The following is a 17215-nucleotide window of genomic DNA, read 5'->3' as shown; positions in this document are numbered from 1 at the left end:
TGTCCAGATCCTTCATGATCCGCACCACGCCCGAGGACGAGGTGGAGGACCCGTAGGACGAGACCGCCATGAACTCCATCTGGGTGGGCACGGTCAGCTTCTTGGCCAGATCCGTCATGAAGAAGATGGCGCCCTTGAGCACGCCCACCAGCAGCAGATCACCCTCGGGGGAATCGGCGGGATAACGCTTGGCGACCAAGGCGGCCAGCTCGTCGATCTTCTCCGCGATCTGGTCTTCGCTGATCAGCACTGACGCGATGTCATCCCCGTACACGTCTGCTGGTTTCCCTTCAGTGATGATGTCGACCCCGATCAGATTCGCCGTGGTCCGAGCCCAGTATGAGCCTGCCATGTTCACGCGCGGCAACCAACCTGGTCCCGGTGACCGAACCCGCGACCGCGACCCCGCCCTGCCCATGCCAGTCGGTGATCAGCGACTCCACCGCCCGTAAATTGCTGTCGGTCAATGATTTTGCGCCGCCGCCGAGCAACCATGCGCGAATGACGCGCCGCCGCAGCGCGGGCTCGGCAGTGGTGAGCGTCTCGAGCACGAGCCCGTTGCCATCACGAGCCTCCTCCAGCAAATTATCGGCGACTGCATCGAGAGCCGCGCCGTCCTCCCGTAACTGGGCCGCGGTGCGCGCCAGCGCGGCCGCCACTCCCCCGCCGAGCACCTCCTCCAGCAGCGGCAGCACCTCGCTGCGCAGCCGCACCCGGGTGAACTCCGGCGCGCTGTTGTGCGGGTCCTCCCAGGGCGTCAGCCCGAGATCCGCGCACAACTGCCGGGTCACCGCGCGCCGCACTCCCAGCAGCGGTCGCCCCCACGGTTCGGCGAACTCCGTCATGCCCTGAATCGATCGGCCACCGGACCCGCGCGCCAATCCGAGCAGCACGGTTTCGGCTTGATCGTCGAGGGTGTGCCCGAGCAGCACCGGCAGCCCGTCCCGAGCCTCGTCCAGCGCCGCATAGCGGGCGCGCCGGGCCGCTGCCTCCATGCCGCCGGCCCTCCCGACCTCGACGGTCAGTACGCGGGCCGTCCGGCACCCCGATCGCATCGCGACCGCGGCAGCCTCCGCCGCCACAGCTGCGGACCCGTCCTGCAATCGGTGATCCACGACAAGGGCATCCACCGCATCGGCCTCGGCGACAGCGGCAGCGGTCAGCGCCAGCGAGTCCGCCCCGCCGGACAGTCCGATCGCCACCACTCCGAGCGGCGCATACCTGCCCAGCCAATCCCGCACGGCATGACGCATTTCCAGCGCGGCACGGGTCTCAGGTAGCCGGGGACGAGAGTTCACGCCCCGATCGTCGCACGCCCGCGGCGCAATACAACCTGCTCGTCCCAAGCAATCGAGATCGCGAAGTCCGTCCCGTCATTCCGGCATGCTTTTGGCCGGAATCTACAAACCATGGTGAAGGGCGGACTGTGTGGATCCCGGGCCAAAAGCGTGCCGGGATGACGAGGGGGTCAGCCCAGGACGCGTGTTACCCAGCGCTGCGGCTCGCTGATCTCGTCGATGCGCGGGAGGGTTTCGGCGTCGGTCCAGATGGTGTTGAAGTGCTCCATGCCGACGGTGTCCACCACTTCGTCGACGAAGGCCTTGCCCCGAACGTATTGCGCCACTTTGGCATCCATGCCCAGTAGCGCGCGGAGTAGTCGCTGCAGCGGATTGCCGGGCCGTTTGCGGCGCTGGTCGAAGGCCGAGCGAATGCGGGTGACCGACGGGACCACGGCCGGTCCGACGGCATCCATGATGTGGTCGGCGTGCCCCTCCAGCAGGGTGCCGAGCATGAGCAGCCGGTCCAGGGCCTCGCGCTGCGGTGCGGCCTGGGTGGCGCGCAGCAGTCCGACCATGCCGCCGGCCGGATCCACGACACCCCGGCGGCGCTCCCGGACGGCCTCGGTCAGGCGGCCGAGCACATCGGCCATGGGTTCGTCCCCGGCCTCGCCGAGCAGTTCGACATTGCGCTGCATGTATTCGGCCAGCCAGGGCGCGGAAGAGAACTGCACGCGGTGCGTGACCTCGTGCAGGCACACCCAGAGCCGGAAGTCGCTGGGCGGCACACCGAGTGCGCGTTCCACGGCCATGATGTTGGGCGCGACCAGCAGCAGGGTGCCGTCGGGCCCGCTGAACGGGTCGTACTGGCCGAGGATGGCGGTGGACAGGAAGGCCAGCATGGCCCCGGCCTGCATCCCCGCCGGTTTACCGACAAATTTGCCCTTTTCACCGGACTCGAGACCGGTGCCGGTGAGCTGCGCCATGGATTCGGCGGCGGCGGCGATCCAGCCCGGCCGGTCCACGATGCGGGCCTCGGGCACGGCGGAACCGTCGATCAACCGGCTCACCTCCCGCACCGGGCCCTCGGCCCGGCGGGAGGCCTCGGCCAGCTCGACGACCGCCTGTTCGGCGGAGTAGCGGGAGGTCTTCGGCCCCGCCGGCACCAGCAAGGCGCCGGTGCGGGCGGCCAGACTCCAATCGACGGAACCGGCCAGCCCGGATTTGGCGGGGCGGGACAGTTCGCGAATTCCGGTGCTCACCAACGCCTCTCCACGATCATCAGCGCCCGGCCGGGCGGCAGGGAGTTCGGGTCCGGTCATAATCATCCACCCGTCAGGAGCAGCCACAATTGCGCAGTGTGGTCGCGATGGCGTCCAATGCCGGGCGGCTCTGTTCGGGCAGCCGCTGGTTCGACATCAACGCGAAAGTGAGTACGCGCCCATCGTGGTCCAGCACATACCCCACCAACGCGCTTGCCACGTCCAGAGTTCCGGTCTTGGCGCGCACCCAGCCCGCGCCCACCCGGTCGCGCCCGGTGTAGCGGTCCGACAGCGAGCCGGTGGCGCCGGCGACGGGCAGGTAGTCGAGCAGGGTCGCGAGCGGGTCGTCGACCGTGCCCGCGGTGCTGACTCCGGATGAATTCCCTTGGCTGCCAACACTGTTCGGCAGCGCTGCGACGGTGACGATGCGGTCCAGCAGGCGCGGCGGCACCGTATCGTCCACCGAGAGCCCACTGGCATCGAGCAGCGTGAGGCCGGTGGTATCGAATCCGGCGGCGCGCAAAGTCGTGGCCATGGCGTTCACCACACCCGTGAACGAGGCCTCCGAACCGGTGGCGGTGGCGATTTCACGGCCGATGGTCTCGGCGAGCACATCGTCAGAGTGAACCATCATGTCGCGCAACCGGTCTCGCAGCGGCGCGGACTGCACGGAGGCGAGCTTCGCCGCACCCGCGGGCGCCGTGCCCAGGCGCACCTTGCCCGGGTCGATACCGAGTGCGGCGCCGAGTTGCCGTCCGGCGTCCAGACCGGGCGTGGCACTGCGCGGGGAGTACTCCACCAGCGGGTTCTGCCGGCCGCCGTCGATCATCACCGCATCGATGGGCGCGATGGAACCGCCCGCGATATCCGCCGGATCCCAGCCCTGCGCCATCGAGGATCCGGTGAAGGCCGAGGTGTCGACCACGATGTTGTCGGCCCGATGGCCGGAACTCTTGATCTGCGACACCAGATCCGACAGTCGCGGCCCGTTCGGGTAGTAGCCCCTACCGTCCGGCTGCGCCGTCAGCGTGGGGTCGCCGCCGCCGACGAGCACGATCTCACCGGGCGCCGTACCGGCGACGACCTGCGTGGTCACCCGGTGATCGGGCGGCAGCGCCAGCAGCGCCGCGGCGGTGGTGAGCACCTTGGCGGTGGAGGCCGGGATCATCGGCTTGTCGGGATCGGCGGTCCACAGCACGTTCCCGCTGTCGGCATCGGAGACCGATCCGGCGAAGGCGCCCAGATCCGGATTCCCGATCACCGGCGCGAGGGCCGCGGCCAGGCCTTTCGCGGTCGGCGCCGGTGCGGTGGCGGGCGCCGGAGCGACCTGCGGCAACGGCTTGACCGGCGAGGGCGGTGCGGCGATCGTCAAGCCTCCGTGCCGGAACTCGTCCGTCCACGGTTTCAGCGTCACGATCACCCCGGCAGCCACGCCCACCACAACGACCAGGGCGGATGCCACTACGATCCAGGTTCTGCGACGCCGCTTGGCCTCCAGCCCACCGATGTTCTGCTTGTTCCGAGCCACCTGCCGCTGTCTCCCTGATACCTGTGATGGGGATAGGCCCGAGCGTCCCTGCCGGACCCACGTACCCGGGCACCACACTATCCTCGTTGCGCAGTCGTTCCCCCGAACGAGCTGGCGAGTCGGCAGCCATACCCGCACCGAAGAAGGAGATGACGTGGAGTTCGACGTCCTCATCGAGATCCCCCGGGGTCAGCGCAATAAGTACGAGGTAGACCACAAGACCGGTCGGATTCGTTTGGATCGCTATCTGTACACCCCGATGATGTACCCGGCCGACTACGGCTACATCGAGAACACCCTCGGCTCCGACGGTGATCCGCTGGACTGCATGGTGCTGCTGCCCGAGCCCGTGTTCCCGGGTGTTCTCGTGGAGTCCCGCCCGGTCGGCGTGCTGATCATGAGCGACGAGGCCGGCGGCGACGAGAAGGTCGTCGCGGTGCCCGCCGGCGACAAGCGCTGGGACCACATCCAGGACGTCGAGGACATCCCGGAGTTCCAGCGCAAGGAGATCGCGCACTTCTTCGAGCACTACAAGGACCTCGAGCCCGGCAAGTGGGTCAAGGTCGAGGGCTGGGAGAACCGCGCCAAGGCGGAGACTCTGGTCGTCGAGGCGATCCAGCGGCTGAAGGACCAGGGCGAGCACTGATTTCGCCCGATGTACCCGGTGGGTGGCGCGGAAACGCGCCACCCACCGCTGTTTTCGGGTGATCAGCCGATGCCGGCAGCCGGTTCGGCCGGGGCGTCGCCCACGGTGGTGCGCAGCGGCACCTCTTTCCAGAACACGACCAGCACCAGCGCCACCAGCGCCACCGCGGAGGTGGTCAGGAAGACCGTGGACAGCGATTCCGCGAAGCCGACCTGGAAAGGCCTGGCCAGCACCGGATTCAAGCGCTGAATCACCGAGCTGTCGGCGAGCACGTGCTGTGCGGCCGAGGTGTCGTGATTCAGCAAGCCTTGCGACAGCGCCATATCCGCCGGATTGCCGTCGGTTCTGCCATTGAGCAGCGCCTGCTGGAACTTCTGATCATGGCCTGCCGCAACGAGTTCGGTGCGGATATTCGGCGCCAGCCGGGTGAACAGCACGGACAGGAATACCGCCGCGCCCAGCGTGCCGCCGATCTGCCGGAAGAAGGTGGCCGCGGCCGTCGAGACGCCCATATCCTTGGGCGGCAACGCATTCTGCAGCGCGATGATGAGCGGCTGCATGAGATTGCCCAGCCCGAACCCCACGCACAGCATGAACAGCACCACGATCCAGTACGCGGTATCGGCGCGCAGGAAGTGCAGCAGGAACAGGCCGAGGGTGATCATGCCCGCGCCGATCAGCGTGTACGCGCGGTAGCGGCCGGTCCGCGAGATCAGCTGCCCCGAGATCACCGAGCCGACCATCATGCCCAGCACCATGGGCATCATTTGCAGGCCGCCGATCATCGGACTGGCCCCGCGCACCGCCTGCAGATACTGCGGCAGCAGCAGAATTCCGCCGAACATGCCCGCGCCCACTACGAACGAGATCACCACCCCGAGCGCGAAGGTGCGGTTCCGGAAGATGCGCAGCGGGATCAACGCCGCATCCCCGAGCATCCGCTCCACCCACACGAAGACGATTACGCCGACCACTCCGACCACATAGCAGAGCACCGATCGCACACTGCCCCAACCCCATTCGCGCCCCTGCTGAGCCACGATCAGCAGTGGCGTGAGGGCGATGGCCAGCACCGCCGCACCCCAGTAGTCCACCCGGTCCCGCGAGCGCTCCCGCACCGGCAGATGCAGTGCGCGGGTCACCACCACCAGGGTGAACAGCCCGATCGGCACATTCACCAGGAACACCCAGCGCCAGCCCGCAATGCCGAGAATGCTGTCCTGCCCGGCGAACAGCCCGCCGAGGACCGGCCCGACGACACTGGAGGTGCCGAACACGGCCAGGAAATAGCCCTGATACTTGGCTCTTTCGCGGGGACTGACAATATCGCCGACGATGGTGAGCGCCAGCGACATCAGCCCGCCCGCGCCCAGCCCCTGCAGCGCCCGGAACACGGCCAGTTCGTACATCGACTGCGAGAACGCGCTCAGCAGCGAGCCGATCAGGAAGATGGTGATGGCGGCGAGATAGAAGGGCTTGCGCCCGTACATATCCGAGAGCTTGCCGTACAGCGGCGTGGCCAGCGTGGCCGTGATCAGGTACGCGGTGGTCGCCCAGGCCTGCAGCGAATAGCCGTTCAGATCATCGGCGATGGTGCGGATCGCCGTGGAAACAATGGTCTGGTCGAGCGCGGCCAGCAATATGCCGAGTAGCAGCCCGCTCAGAATCACCAGAATCTGCCGGTGGGTGAAGCCACCCTCCCCGGTCGATTCGGTCACCTCGGATGTCGCCATGCTCAACCTCCCGGTCCCTCGCACCACGATAGGCGTCGAACCGGAGGTTGGCAGTCCTTTTTCGGCCCCGCGTCCGGGCTCGAAAGCCACTCGAGACCGCTTGCGTCGCAAGCGGTCTCGAGGTCATGCATTAGCACCATGTTTGCCGATCCCGGAGGGCGTCGCCGGACTTCGGACGGGGTTTCAGCGGCGGAGCACCGGCGCAGAGAGGTGGAGCCGCGAGTCCCGAGAGTTGGGAGTACCTACTTCCCCTGGAAGCGCGGATCGCGCTTCTCGAAAACCGCCTGGATGGCCTCGGTCAGATCCTCCGAGGGCAGGAATGCGGCATTCCAGGCGGAGACGTAGCGCAGGCCGTCGGCGACCTTGCCCGCCCTGGGCTGATCCAGCACATCCTTGATGCCCTGCACCACCAGCGGCGGGTTCTCGGCGATCTCCCGCGCCAGCGCGTAGGCCGCGTCCAGCGTGGCCTCCCGATCGGCGTAGACGTCGTTGATCAGGCCGATCTTCTCGGCGCGCGCGGCATCGATGTCCTTGCCGGTGTAGGCGAGTTCGCGCAGGTGCCCCTCGCCGATAATGCCCGGCAGCCGGTGCAGCGACCCGATATCGGCGACGATCGCCACCTTCGCCTCGCGCAGGCTGAATTTCGCGTCCGCGCTGGCCAACCGGATATCCGCGGCCGCGATCAGATCCAGCCCGCCGCCGATGCACCAGCCGGCGACCGCCGCGATGACCGGCTTGTGGGAATCGGCGACCGCGGTGACCGCAGCCTGCATGGCACGCACCTCACGCAGGAAACCGGTGCGCGGCCCGGCCAGCGCGCGATCGGCAAGCAGTGCGCCGAACGTCGGAGCCATAGCGGGCAGGTCCAGTCCGTAGGAGAAATGCTTGCCCGCGCCGGTGATGACAATGGCCCGCACCTCGGGGTCGGCGTCGAGTTCGCCGAAGATGAGCGGCAACTCGCGCCAGAAGTCCGGGCCCATGGCATTGCCCTTGCCGGGACCGGTCAGCGTCACGGTCGCGATGTGGTCCTTGCTTTCGACCTCGAAAGCCTTCCAATCGGTCATCGGTCCAGCGTATCGGGGGTGCCGGCGGTTCGGGAGGGCGGTGTAAACCCTGTGCTAAATCTGCTGGGCTGCACTGGTTTCCAAGCGCTCTAGAACGGGACGATTGAAACGTCCGCAAGCTGCACTCCCGAGTGTGGAGATCCCGATGTTGATGCATCATGGAATCGGTCTCGACCGCTTCAATACGTTTTCCCGGCACCGCGCGGTGCACGCCCTGTACGAATGCTGCTGCAGCCTCACCTGGGCTGCCAAGATCGCCGACGGCCGGCCCTACCCCGGCTACGACGCCCTGTTCACCGCTGCCGACGGGGAACTGCACGCCCTCTCCCCCGCCGAACTCGACAGCGCCTTCGATTCATGTGTGCACGAAACCATTTCGGAGCGCACCGTCACGGAACTCGTGCGCATCACCCGCGCTCGCCTCACGCGGATGCTCGGTCCCGAAGAGGGCTACCCCGAATACTGATCCCCCGCACATCCACCGCAATCGCTCTACTCTGGTGCCATGCGCAGGTCCCTGCCGCCGGTCGCTTCCAAAGTCTCCGACACGCTCATCGCCCGCGGCCATCACGGGGTGATTCTCACTCAGCCGCAAGCCACCCATACCGCGGCGGATGCCGCCCAGGCCCTCGGCGTGGAGATCGGGGCCATCACCAAATCCCTGGTTTTCCTGCTCGACGACGATCCGGTGCTGCTGCTGGTCTCCGGCGCACACCAGGTCGACCTCGATCACACCGGTCAGCGCCTGGAAGGCAGGCTCACCCGCGCACCCGCCGCCATGGTGCGGCAGGTGACCGGGCAGCCGGTCGGCGGCGTCGCCCCGGTCGGGCACCCGATCAATCTGCCCACCTTCATCGACACCGCACTGTCCCGGCATTCGGAACTGTGGGCTGCCGGCGGGCATCCGAACACAATGTTCCGCACGACTTTTGGAGAATTGGTACGAATCACCGCAGGTCTCGCCATAGACGTGGACTGATCCCCTACCCACCCCCCTAGCGTCGTTTCGGGGGATCCCGAACCCGCGCAACTTCTCGCACCCCACCCCGCGATATTTCGCACAGCGCGGAATAACGGGCGCCCGGAAGACGTAGGTTCGGAAGGTGACCGATTCTCCGACGCCCGGCGCCGAGCTCCACGTGCCCGACGACCTGAGCGGCATCACCGCACAGCAGTATCGCGCCGCCATGCGGCACTATCCCGCGGGCGTCACCATCGTCACGCTGGACTCCGGGGCCGGTCCGGTCGGTTTCACCGCCACCTCGTTCGCATCCCTGTCGGCGCAGCCCCCGCTCATCTCGTTCAATATCGCCGAGACCTCCTCCAGCCTCACCGCCCTGTCGAAGGCCGATTCGGTGGTCGTGCACTTCCTCGGCGAACACCAGAAGCATTTGGCCCAGCGATTCAGCCGGACTGCCGACGAGCGCTTCACCGACCGGTCGCTGTGGACCACACTGCCCAGCGGCGAGCCGGTACTGCACGGCACGCCGATCTGGGTGCGGGCCACCGTGCACCAGCTCATCCCCATCGGCGATCACACGCTGGTGGTCGGGTTGGTCACCCACGTGCACGACAACACCGAGGACGCGCCCGCTGTCGGGCCGCTGGTCTATTACAACGGCGTCTACCACCGCGCCGAGATCGCCGACTGAGCTCGCGGCGAGCCGCTCAGGCCGCCGACGCCACCGTGCCGAGGCCCAGCGCCGCCAGGATGGCCGCGCTCACCTGTTCCAGCCGATCCCGCACCTTCGGCTTCCGCAGCAGTGCCACCGCACGCGAGGCCGCGACCGCCAGCAGCACCATTTCGATTGCGGCAATGGTGCATTCGATGGCGCCGAGGCCGAGCGTGTTCGCGAAGGTCACCTGGGACAGGAACTGCGGTAGCACCGCGAGATAGAACAACCCGACCTTCGGGTTGAAAATGCAGGACAGCAATCCCGCAGCGAACGCCGAGCGAACGGATACCCGCTGCGCCTGCACCCCGTCCGCGGTGAGGTCCGGGGCGCCCGCCGCGTGGCCGCGCCGGTGCTCGAGCAGGGCGCGAACGCCCAAGTACAGCAGGTAGATTCCACCGATCACCTTCAAGCTGCGATAGGCCGTCGCCGACTGCTCCAGCAGCGCCGCGACACCCGCCGCGACCACCACCGCCCAGACGAGCCCGCCGAAGGACGATCCGACCGCCGCGGCGATACCGGGGCGCCGCCCGGCCATCGTGAAGCGCAGCACCAGAAAGGTATCCGGGCCGGGAGTGAGGGCCAGCAGTACACACAGCCCGATAAAGCTCAGCAGCAGAGGGAAACTCACACGTCCATGGCAGCGCACCACAGTGCTCCGGCGCAAGACCGGGGCGTGCTCCGGTACGAAACCGGGTACAGATAGAAAGCCGCCGACCCTATCCGGAGGGAACGGCCGGCGGCTCCCCCGAGCAGCAGAGATTCAGTTCCGCGCGCTGAATTCCGAGCCCAGTTCGCGGAACACGTCGGTGTTCATCGAGAATGCGAGACGAGCTTCGTCGAGCACCCGCTCGACATCCGGACCGGCGATCGGCAGCCCGTCCAGGTTCTCCCGGTACTCGCGCTTGAACGCGGCCGGGTTGGAGATGTCGTCGAAGACGTAGAAGCGGACGCCGTCGCCCTTCTTGGGCAGGTCCCACAGCTTCTCGGCGGTGCCGCGAATGACCTGTCCGCCGGACAGATCGCCCAGGTAGCGGGTGTAGTGGTGCACCACGTAACCGGCCGGCCAGGTCTGCGCGCACTCTTCGATGCGGGCGGCGTAGGCGGCGGTGGACGGCAGGGCCGTCAGCTCGTCGCGCCAGTTCGCGCCACCGAGGTAGGCGAGGTCGATTTCGAGGGCGGCCAGGCGATTCAGCTCCGGCTTGACGAACGGCCCTGCGGCGGGGTCGGAAGCCAGTGTGGCGGAATGCTTTTCGAGGGCGTCGTAGACGAACCACAGCTGCGAGGTGTAGCGGTAGAAGGCCTCGACGCCGAGCTTCCCGTGCAGCAGGTCGCTCATGAAGGTGGAGTGTTCGGCCTCGGCATGCTGCTGCTCGGTCGCGGAGCGAATGAGCGTCGAGAACGGCGCGGTGTCCAACATGGTCGAGCTCCTCGTGATCGAACCGGGGGCGCCCGCCTTTGGCTACCCTAACTTCCCTTTGACCATACGCTTCAGCAACGATCTCGCGATTCGAACTTTGCGGTCCTGCCTCTCCAACTTTCGGATGATTTTCAGGAAGGGGTTGACAAGACCGCGGCCAATCTGCAAGCCTTCCAAATCAGGTCATGAGTACCAGCGTCAAGCCCTGGCTAGCTGGTCGGCAACCCTCCTCCGCGGTGGGGTGCTCCAGGTGACGACCGGGCCGCCGCCCGACCGGGCGCGGCAAGCGCGGACTCTCGATCACTCTTTTTCTGATCGCGCGTCCCTTGCCCGAATGGGATTTCGTGATGACTGCTTTTGCCGACCAGTCCTGCGCCGCTCTCGCCACCGTCTCCGGTTGTGATCTCCAGGTACCCCTCGTGCAGGGTGGGACCACCACCTACGCCAACTTCGACTATGCCGCCAGCGCACCGGCATTGACGCAGGTCACCGACCGGGTGCAGCAGCTGCTGCCGTACTACGCCAGCGTGCACCGCGGCGCCGGTTACGCCTCCCGCGTCTCCACCGACTGCTACGAAGCCGCCCGTGGTTCGGTCGCCCGCTTCCTGAATGCCGCCGATGACCAGGTCGTGGTCTTCACCCGCAACACCACCGATTCGCTGAACCTGCTCGCGGCCTGCGTGCCCGGCGACACCGTGGTCCTCGATGTGGAACACCACGCCAACTTCCTGCCGTGGACCCGCAATGGTCGCCGGGTTGTGCCGGTCGCGGACACCATCGAGGAGACCATCCAGCGCGTGGTGGCCGAACTGTGCACCAAACCCGCTGCGCTGCTTGCCATTACGGGAGCCTCGAACGTCACCGGCGAACTGCTCCCGCTGGAGCGGCTGGCCTGGATCGCGCACCAGTGCGGCACCCGGATCCTGGTGGACGCCGCCCAGCTGGCTCCGCACCGCCGCATCGACCTGCAGACCAGCGGCATCGACTACCTGGCCTTCTCCGGGCACAAGGCGTACGCGCCGTTCGGTGCGGGCGTGCTGGTCGGCCGGCGCGACTGGCTCGATGCCGCCGAGCCGTACCTCGCGGGCGGCGGCGCGGTCCGCTCGGTGACCGCCGACGGCGTCGAATGGGCGCCCGCCCCGCAGCGGCACGAAGCCGGTTCCCCCAATGTGCTGGGCGTGGCCGCGCTGGCCGCCGCCTGTGACGCCCTCGCCGAACTCGACGAGACCACCGTCCGCGAGCACGAGCAGTACCTCACGCACCGCCTGCGCTACGGCCTGAAAACCGTTCCGGGCGTGAACTTCCTGCGCATCTGGCGGGACAGCACCGACGCCGTCGGCATTGTCGCTTTCACCGTCGACGGTTTCGAACCCGGCCAGGTCGCCGCATACCTCTCCGCCGAACACGGCATCGGCGTCCGCGACGGCCGCTTCTGCGCCCACCCCCTGCTGGCCCGCCTCGGCGTCGACGCCGCCCTGCGCGCCAGCATCGGCCTCGGCAGCACCGCCGCCGCCGTAGACCGCCTGATCGACGCCCTCTCAACCCTCGTCGAAAACGGTCCCACCTGGACCTACGCCAAAACCGAAGGCCACTGGAACCCCGCCCCCGAAACCCGCCCCTTCGGCAGCAGTACAGAGGGCGGAGCACCCTGCGCGATCTGATCAGTGGCGGTAGATCGATAGCCTCGAACCCCACCGAGCTTCGGGCCAATCCGGCTGGCCTGGGGGTTCTGGGGCGTAGCCCCGGCGCAGAGAGGTGGAGCCGCGAGTCCCCAGAGTTGGGTCAGGGCACCAGGTAGCGCTCGGCGAGTTCCTCTACGAACGGGTCATCGTCGGTGACGGCGTTCAGCAGATCCAGGTCGTCCTGGACCGAAAGCTGGCGTCCGTCATCGCGTTCCGGGTCCGGCCCGTCCTCCGCGAGCTGGCGGATCAGCTTCGCTCGCACGCGGTCCTTCAGAGAATCACTCATATCGAGAGCATGCCCGCATTGTCGGGAATTACGCGAACAGGCACGCCGGACCTAGCGAGCAGGCCGGACACCGACAGGTCGGCGCGGCGGATTACACCGGGGCCAGCCACGTTCCCCACGGTGTATTGCGGAACACGGTATATAGGAGAGCCAGCGCCAGCATCACCCAGAGCGCGGGCTTCGGCAGCACCTTCGGCAACCGCGGTATCGGCTTCCCCTGCCAGCCGTACACCAGCGAAGCGGCCATCCAGCCGACAAAAGCCAGCAGCAGCGGCAGAATCAGCACATTGCTGTGCAGGGCATCGACCACATGCCCCTCGGTGAGATTGTGCAGCCCGCGCAACCCGCCACACCCGGGGCACCAGTACCCGGTCAATTCCTTGAACGGGCAGAACCCGTACGCCCCCTGCACATGCGGATCCCGAAAGTGCAGCAGCGCCAGTCCCCCCGCCACCGCACCCCCCGCGAGCAACGGCAAACCCACGCCCAGCCATCTGGGGCGAGCGGCGGATTCGACCTCGGTCGCGGGAGCGGTGTACACCCGAACAACGGTAGTCGCGGCCACCGCAACCTGCCAGATCACAACCAACTTCGCACCCCCGCGAGGCGTCAGCAGACAGCATCGCCGACAGCTCCGGACAGCATTGTCCGATATGTCCGATGGCGCGGTGAGCTGGCCGAACAGTCATGCACACTCGTCCAGAACCGTGGGTATGCTCCCCCCGCAACAGTTTTCGATCGGGGGAGTTCCACCTCATGAGCCAAGATCAAACCGGCGGAAGCAAGATCGCCCGCGCCTCCGCAGCCGTCGGCGCACTCGCCATCATCATCCTCGCCAAGGTAGGCGGCCGAATCATCGGCAATATGTTCGGCCTACTGGGCGTCCTCGTCCTAGTCCTCATCGCCGCAGCCATCTACTTCATCTTCAAGAAGAAGGACACCACCCCACAGCCCGAACAGTTCGACCCGAACCTCCCACCCCAGGGCTACCCACCCCACCCAGCCCTGCCAGACTTCTCAGCCCAGCCCGCCCAACCCGGCTTCCCCACCCAGCCGGCCCAGCCTAGCTATGCCATCACGTATGCCCCGCAAGACTTCTCGGGCCAACCAGCCAAGCCGAGCGCCGCCGGTCAGCCCGCCCAGTCCGCGCAGCCGGCCTACAACACCCCGTTTGCCCCGCAAGAATTCTCGGGCCAACCAGCCAAGCCGAGCGTCACCGGTCAGCCCGCCCAGTCCGCGCAGCCGGCCTACAACACCCCGTTTGCCCCACAAGACTTCTCGAGCCAACCAGCCAAGCCGAGCGCCGCCGGTCAGCCCGCCCAGTCCAACTTCTCGAGCCAGCCCGGCTCGTCCGCACAGCCCGTGTACCAGGGCTACTCCCCATCGCCTCCCCCGCAAGACTTTGCGGGCCAACCCGCGGCCGCAGGCTTCTCGAGCCAGCCCGGCCAATCCGCGCAGCCAGGCTATGCCGCCGCCCCGCCTGTGCAGCAGGGCTATTCCGCTGCGCCTTCCCAGGGGTTCTCGGGGCAACCCGCGCTGCAGGGCTATGCAGGGCAGTATGCACCGCAAGGTTTCTCGGGGCAGGTGGCACAGAACGATTACCAGGGCTCGCAGGGTTTCGCAGGTCAGGCCGCCCAGGCGGGATTCTCTGGGCAAGGGGCGCCGCAGGGTTATTCTGCGCCGCAGGGCTACTCCGATACGCCCGCCCAGCAGGGTTACCCAGGACAGCCGGGTGGTTATGCGCCGCAGTCGAATTACGCGGCGCCGGTGGCGCACACTCAGGTGCCGTCGACGCCACCTGTGCAGCAGGGGTACTCGGGTCAGGGCGGCGGGTACCAGGAGTCGCCGGAGTACTCCCAGCCGCAGCAGGGGTTTCCGCCGCCTGCGCGGCAGAGCTATCCGCCGTCCGGGTATCAGCAGTAGGAACAGCGGTTTTCGGCGATCAGCCCGGCTCGGACATCCTTCGAGCTGGGCCGATCGTGTTATGCCGGAGTGGCTTTCAGCGGATCGGGGCGCGCTCGCTGGCGGGTGCGGTGAGAGCGCCGGCGAGCATGTCGATGGTCTCCGCCCAGGCGCTGACCTCACCGGCGGCGACGCGGCCCGCTTCCACGGCGCGCTCGTGATCGGCCAGGAGCGCGAAAAGCATGGTGGGGAGCGCCCGTAGCCGGTGCACGCGCAGGCGGGGCGGCAGTTCGGTCATTTCGTCGTCGAGGCGCTGCATGATCACCCGGACCGAGGTGCGCTGTTCGCTGTCCAGATTGGAGGCGTCGGTGACGGCCGGATGGGTGTGGATCTGTTCGAGGAATCGCGCGTAGTGGTTGCTGCCGTGCCGTTCACTGAGTTCGAACATGGGCACCACCAGTGCCTCCACCAGCGCGTGCACGCCTGCGCCCGCTCCCACCTGTTCGGCGAGCAATTCCAGCCGCCGCACCTCGAGAGTCGCCATCCGCAGCTCGACCACGGCTTCGATGAGCCCGTCGCGCGATCCGAAGTGGTACTGGATGGCCGAATTGTTCCGCTGCCCGGCGGCGGCCGCGATATCGCGCAGCGGCACCGCCTGCCCGCGCTCGGCGATCAGGCGCTCGGCCGCCAGGATGATCCGCTCCCGCGCCTCGGTCACCGCCACGCGAATCCCTCCCTCGGTCCCACCGCACACGCCGTCACAGGTGCAGAGTAGCCGTCCACCAGCCCGTAAAGAACTCGTCCTTGACAGTTAAGCATGATTTCTTAAAGCTCTGAGTGACTGCCATCACTAATAAGGGACTGCACCCGATGATCCTGGATACCTTCCGACTGGACGGCCGCGTTGCCGTCGTCACCGGCGCCGGCCGCGGCATCGGCGCCGCCACCGCACTGGCGCTGGCCGAAGCGGGCGCCGATGTCGCCCTCGCCGCCCGCACCCCCGAACAACTCGAAGAGGTCGCCGGCAAGATCCGCGCCCTGGGCCGCCGCGCCGTCACGGTCCCCTGCGACCTGTCGGACCTCTCCACCGTCACCGCCTTCGCCGAAACCGCCGCGGCCGAACTCGGCCGCATCGATATCGTCGTCAACAATGTCGGCGGCACTATGCCCAATACCTTCACCACCACATCCCCCGAATTCCTCGAGGACGCCTTCCGCTTCAATGTGTCCACCGCACACGCACTTACCCAAGCCGCGGTCCCGCACATGTTGAAGACCGGCGGCGGCTCCGTGGTCAGCATCTCCTCGATGATGGGCCGCTCGCCCGGTCGCGGTTTCCTCGCCTACGGCACCGCCAAAGCGGCGCTCGCGCACTGGACCCGCATGGCCGCCACCGACCTGTCCCCGCGCATTCGGGTCAATGCCATCGCGGTCGGCTCGGTCCTCACCTCCGCGCTGGAAATCGTTGCACAGCAACCGGAGATCAAGGCCCGCATGGAGGGCGCCACCCCGCTGCGCCGCCTCGGCGAGCCGTGGGAAATCGCCGCCGCCATCGTCTTCCTCTGCTCACCGGCCGGCGGCTACATCACCGGCAAGATCCTCGAGGTCGACGGCGGCATCGAAGCGCCCAACCTCGAACTCGGCCTCCCCGACCTGTGAACCGGAGTCTCCTGTGAAGTATCGCGTAGTCCAGTGGAGCACAGGCAATGTCGGGCACCGTGCCCTGCGTTCCATCATCGCCCGGCCGGAGCTCGAACTTGTCGGCGTCTGGGTGTCCAGCGACGCCAAAGCCGGTAAGGATGCCGGCGAACTCGCGGGCCTCGACCACGAAACCGGTGTTCTCGCAACCAATGACGCCCAGGCCCTCATCGACCTGAAGCCGGACTGCATCATCCACACCGCCATGGCCGACGACCGGCTGATGGAGGCGGTGGAAGACCTGAAAACCTTCCTCCGCGCCGGCATCAATGTGGTCTCCAGCAGCCCCGTCTTCCTGCAATTCCCTTACGGCACACTGCCGGACGAGGCCATCAACCCGATCATCGAAGCCGCGATCGAGGGCAATGCCTCCCTGTGGGTGAACGGCATAGACCCCGGCTGGGCCAATGATTGGCTGCCGCTACTGCTTTCGAGTGGCTCCGAGCGCATCGACAAGGTCATCTGCTCGGAGATCATGGACTACTCGACCTATGACAACCCCAAGGTCGTGTTCGACATCATGGGCTTCGGCAGCGCGCTCGACGAGCTGCCCATGCTGCTGCAGCCGGGCATTCTCACGCTCGCCTGGGGCAGTGTCATCCGCCAGCTCGCGGACGCACTGGATATCGAACTGGATTCCGTCACACAGCATTTCGAGCGGCTTCCCGCCACCGAAGAGCTCCTTGTCGGCAAGCGCACCATTGCCGTCGGCACCGCTGCCGCCCTGCGATTCCAGGTGCACGGCGTCCGTGGGGACCGCGAGATCCTCACTCTCGAACACGTCACCCGGCTGCACCCCGATCTCGCCCCCGACTGGCCCCAACCCGCCGGAAAGGGTTGCTACCGAGTCGAAATCGAGGGCGAACCCGATTACCTGCTCGACCTGCAGCTCTACAGCAATGGTGACCACGCCGAAGCAGGCGTTGTGGGTACCGCGGCCCGCCTGGTCAGCGCCGTCCCCGCGGTGGTCCAGGCCCGCCCCGGCCTGCTGACCGCCACCGATCTGCCCCTGACCACCGGCCGCGGCCTGGTCTCCTGATCGCG

Annotated in this window: 18 protein-coding genes, 1 pseudogene and 1 riboswitch; of the genes and pseudogenes, 8 read left to right on the top strand and 11 right to left on the bottom strand. The window is 67.3% G+C overall.

Annotation, left to right across the window (positions count from 1 at the left end):
• The 4 genes and pseudogenes from JWN03_RS39350 to dacB all read right to left on the bottom strand — a co-directional run.
• Window positions 1-274 (bottom strand): annotated as a pseudogene (locus JWN03_RS39350) (hypoxanthine phosphoribosyltransferase); the annotation flags it as partial.
• A 16-nt stretch (window positions 275-290) separates the two neighbouring features.
• On the bottom strand, window positions 291-1253 hold the full coding sequence (tilS, locus tag JWN03_RS39345) for a tRNA lysidine(34) synthetase TilS (protein WP_297626556.1): 963 nt from the start codon (window positions 1251-1253) through the stop codon (window positions 291-293).
• Between the two features lie 215 nt (window positions 1254-1468).
• Window positions 1469-2599 (bottom strand): zinc-dependent metalloprotease, encoded by a 1131-nt coding sequence (locus tag JWN03_RS39340; RefSeq protein ID WP_441343141.1) that lies wholly within the window; start codon window positions 2597-2599, stop codon window positions 1469-1471.
• Between the two features lie 13 nt (window positions 2600-2612).
• Window positions 2613-4046: a D-alanyl-D-alanine carboxypeptidase/D-alanyl-D-alanine endopeptidase gene (dacB, locus tag JWN03_RS39335; protein WP_441343144.1), complete on the bottom strand. Its 1434-nt coding sequence runs from the start codon at window positions 4044-4046 to the stop codon at window positions 2613-2615.
• A gap of 175 nt (window positions 4047-4221) precedes the next feature.
• Here dacB and ppa point away from each other — a divergent pair, with 175 nt between their 5' ends.
• On the top strand, window positions 4222-4713 hold the full coding sequence (ppa, locus tag JWN03_RS39330) for an inorganic diphosphatase (protein ID WP_297626538.1): 492 nt from the start codon (window positions 4222-4224) through the stop codon (window positions 4711-4713).
• A 62-nt stretch (window positions 4714-4775) separates the two neighbouring features.
• On the opposite strand, the gene JWN03_RS39325 is transcribed toward ppa, so the two are convergent.
• Window positions 4776-6446, bottom strand: a complete 1671-nt coding sequence (locus JWN03_RS39325; protein ID WP_297626536.1) for an MDR family MFS transporter — start codon at window positions 6444-6446, stop codon at window positions 4776-4778.
• 242 nt (window positions 6447-6688) lie between these two features.
• On the bottom strand, window positions 6689-7510 hold the full coding sequence (locus tag JWN03_RS39320; protein ID WP_297626533.1) for a crotonase/enoyl-CoA hydratase family protein: 822 nt from the start codon (window positions 7508-7510) through the stop codon (window positions 6689-6691).
• Window positions 7511-7655: 145 nt separating this feature from the next.
• Between JWN03_RS39320 and JWN03_RS39315 the strand changes: the two genes are divergently transcribed.
• From JWN03_RS39315 to JWN03_RS39305, 3 genes are all read left to right on the top strand, one after another.
• A complete protein-coding gene (locus tag JWN03_RS39315) occupies window positions 7656-7976 on the top strand; it encodes a 2-oxo-4-hydroxy-4-carboxy-5-ureidoimidazoline decarboxylase (RefSeq protein WP_297626530.1) in 321 nt (106 codons plus the stop codon).
• A gap of 39 nt (window positions 7977-8015) precedes the next feature.
• Window positions 8016-8489, top strand: coding sequence for a YbaK/EbsC family protein (locus tag JWN03_RS39310; RefSeq protein ID WP_297626527.1), 474 nt, complete (start codon window positions 8016-8018; stop codon window positions 8487-8489).
• A gap of 208 nt (window positions 8490-8697) precedes the next feature.
• Entirely contained in the window at window positions 8698-9162 is a 465-nt protein-coding gene (locus JWN03_RS39305; RefSeq protein ID WP_441343143.1) for a flavin reductase family protein, read from the top strand.
• A 16-nt stretch (window positions 9163-9178) separates the two neighbouring features.
• On the opposite strand, the gene JWN03_RS39300 is transcribed toward JWN03_RS39305, so the two are convergent.
• Both JWN03_RS39300 and JWN03_RS39295 read right to left on the bottom strand, forming a co-directional pair.
• The gene (locus JWN03_RS39300; RefSeq protein WP_297626521.1) at window positions 9179-9814 is read right to left on the bottom strand and encodes a LysE family translocator; all 636 of its coding nucleotides are present in this window, start codon (window positions 9812-9814) and stop codon (window positions 9179-9181) included.
• A gap of 132 nt (window positions 9815-9946) precedes the next feature.
• Window positions 9947-10603, bottom strand: coding sequence for a biliverdin-producing heme oxygenase (locus JWN03_RS39295; RefSeq protein WP_297626518.1), 657 nt, complete (start codon window positions 10601-10603; stop codon window positions 9947-9949).
• A 181-nt stretch (window positions 10604-10784) separates the two neighbouring features.
• A riboswitch (SAM riboswitch) is annotated at window positions 10785-10898 on the top strand.
• A 52-nt stretch (window positions 10899-10950) separates the two neighbouring features.
• On the opposite strand from JWN03_RS39295, the gene JWN03_RS39290 reads away from it, so the two are divergent.
• Window positions 10951-12264, top strand: coding sequence for an aminotransferase class V-fold PLP-dependent enzyme (locus JWN03_RS39290; protein WP_297626515.1), 1314 nt, complete (start codon window positions 10951-10953; stop codon window positions 12262-12264).
• A gap of 121 nt (window positions 12265-12385) precedes the next feature.
• Here the strand turns inward: JWN03_RS39290 and JWN03_RS39285 are convergent, their stop codons facing one another.
• A complete protein-coding gene (locus JWN03_RS39285; RefSeq protein WP_297626512.1) occupies window positions 12386-12571 on the bottom strand; it encodes a hypothetical protein in 186 nt (61 codons plus the stop codon).
• Window positions 12572-12662: 91 nt separating this feature from the next.
• Window positions 12663-13112 (bottom strand): DUF2752 domain-containing protein, encoded by a 450-nt coding sequence (locus tag JWN03_RS39280; protein WP_297626509.1) that lies wholly within the window; start codon window positions 13110-13112, stop codon window positions 12663-12665.
• Window positions 13113-13327: 215 nt separating this feature from the next.
• Between JWN03_RS39280 and JWN03_RS39275 the strand changes: the two genes are divergently transcribed.
• Window positions 13328-14494 (top strand): hypothetical protein, encoded by a 1167-nt coding sequence (locus tag JWN03_RS39275; RefSeq protein ID WP_297626506.1) that lies wholly within the window; start codon window positions 13328-13330, stop codon window positions 14492-14494.
• 76 nt (window positions 14495-14570) lie between these two features.
• Here JWN03_RS39275 and JWN03_RS39270 read toward each other — a convergent pair whose 3' ends face one another.
• The gene (locus tag JWN03_RS39270; protein ID WP_297626504.1) at window positions 14571-15197 is read right to left on the bottom strand and encodes a TetR family transcriptional regulator; all 627 of its coding nucleotides are present in this window, start codon (window positions 15195-15197) and stop codon (window positions 14571-14573) included.
• A 146-nt stretch (window positions 15198-15343) separates the two neighbouring features.
• Here JWN03_RS39270 and JWN03_RS39265 point away from each other — a divergent pair, with 146 nt between their 5' ends.
• On the top strand, window positions 15344-16132 hold the full coding sequence (locus JWN03_RS39265; RefSeq protein WP_297626550.1) for an SDR family oxidoreductase: 789 nt from the start codon (window positions 15344-15346) through the stop codon (window positions 16130-16132).
• Window positions 16133-16145: 13 nt separating this feature from the next.
• A complete protein-coding gene (locus tag JWN03_RS39260) occupies window positions 16146-17210 on the top strand; it encodes an NAD(P)H-dependent amine dehydrogenase family protein (RefSeq protein WP_297626501.1) in 1065 nt (354 codons plus the stop codon).
• Window positions 17211-17215: the final 5 nt, after the last annotated feature.

It is taken from the genome of Nocardia sp., from assembly GCF_025465275.1.
In the GTDB taxonomy this organism is placed as follows: domain Bacteria; phylum Actinomycetota; class Actinomycetes; order Mycobacteriales; family Mycobacteriaceae; genus Nocardia.
This window is presented reverse-complemented; position numbering and strand designations above follow the sequence as displayed.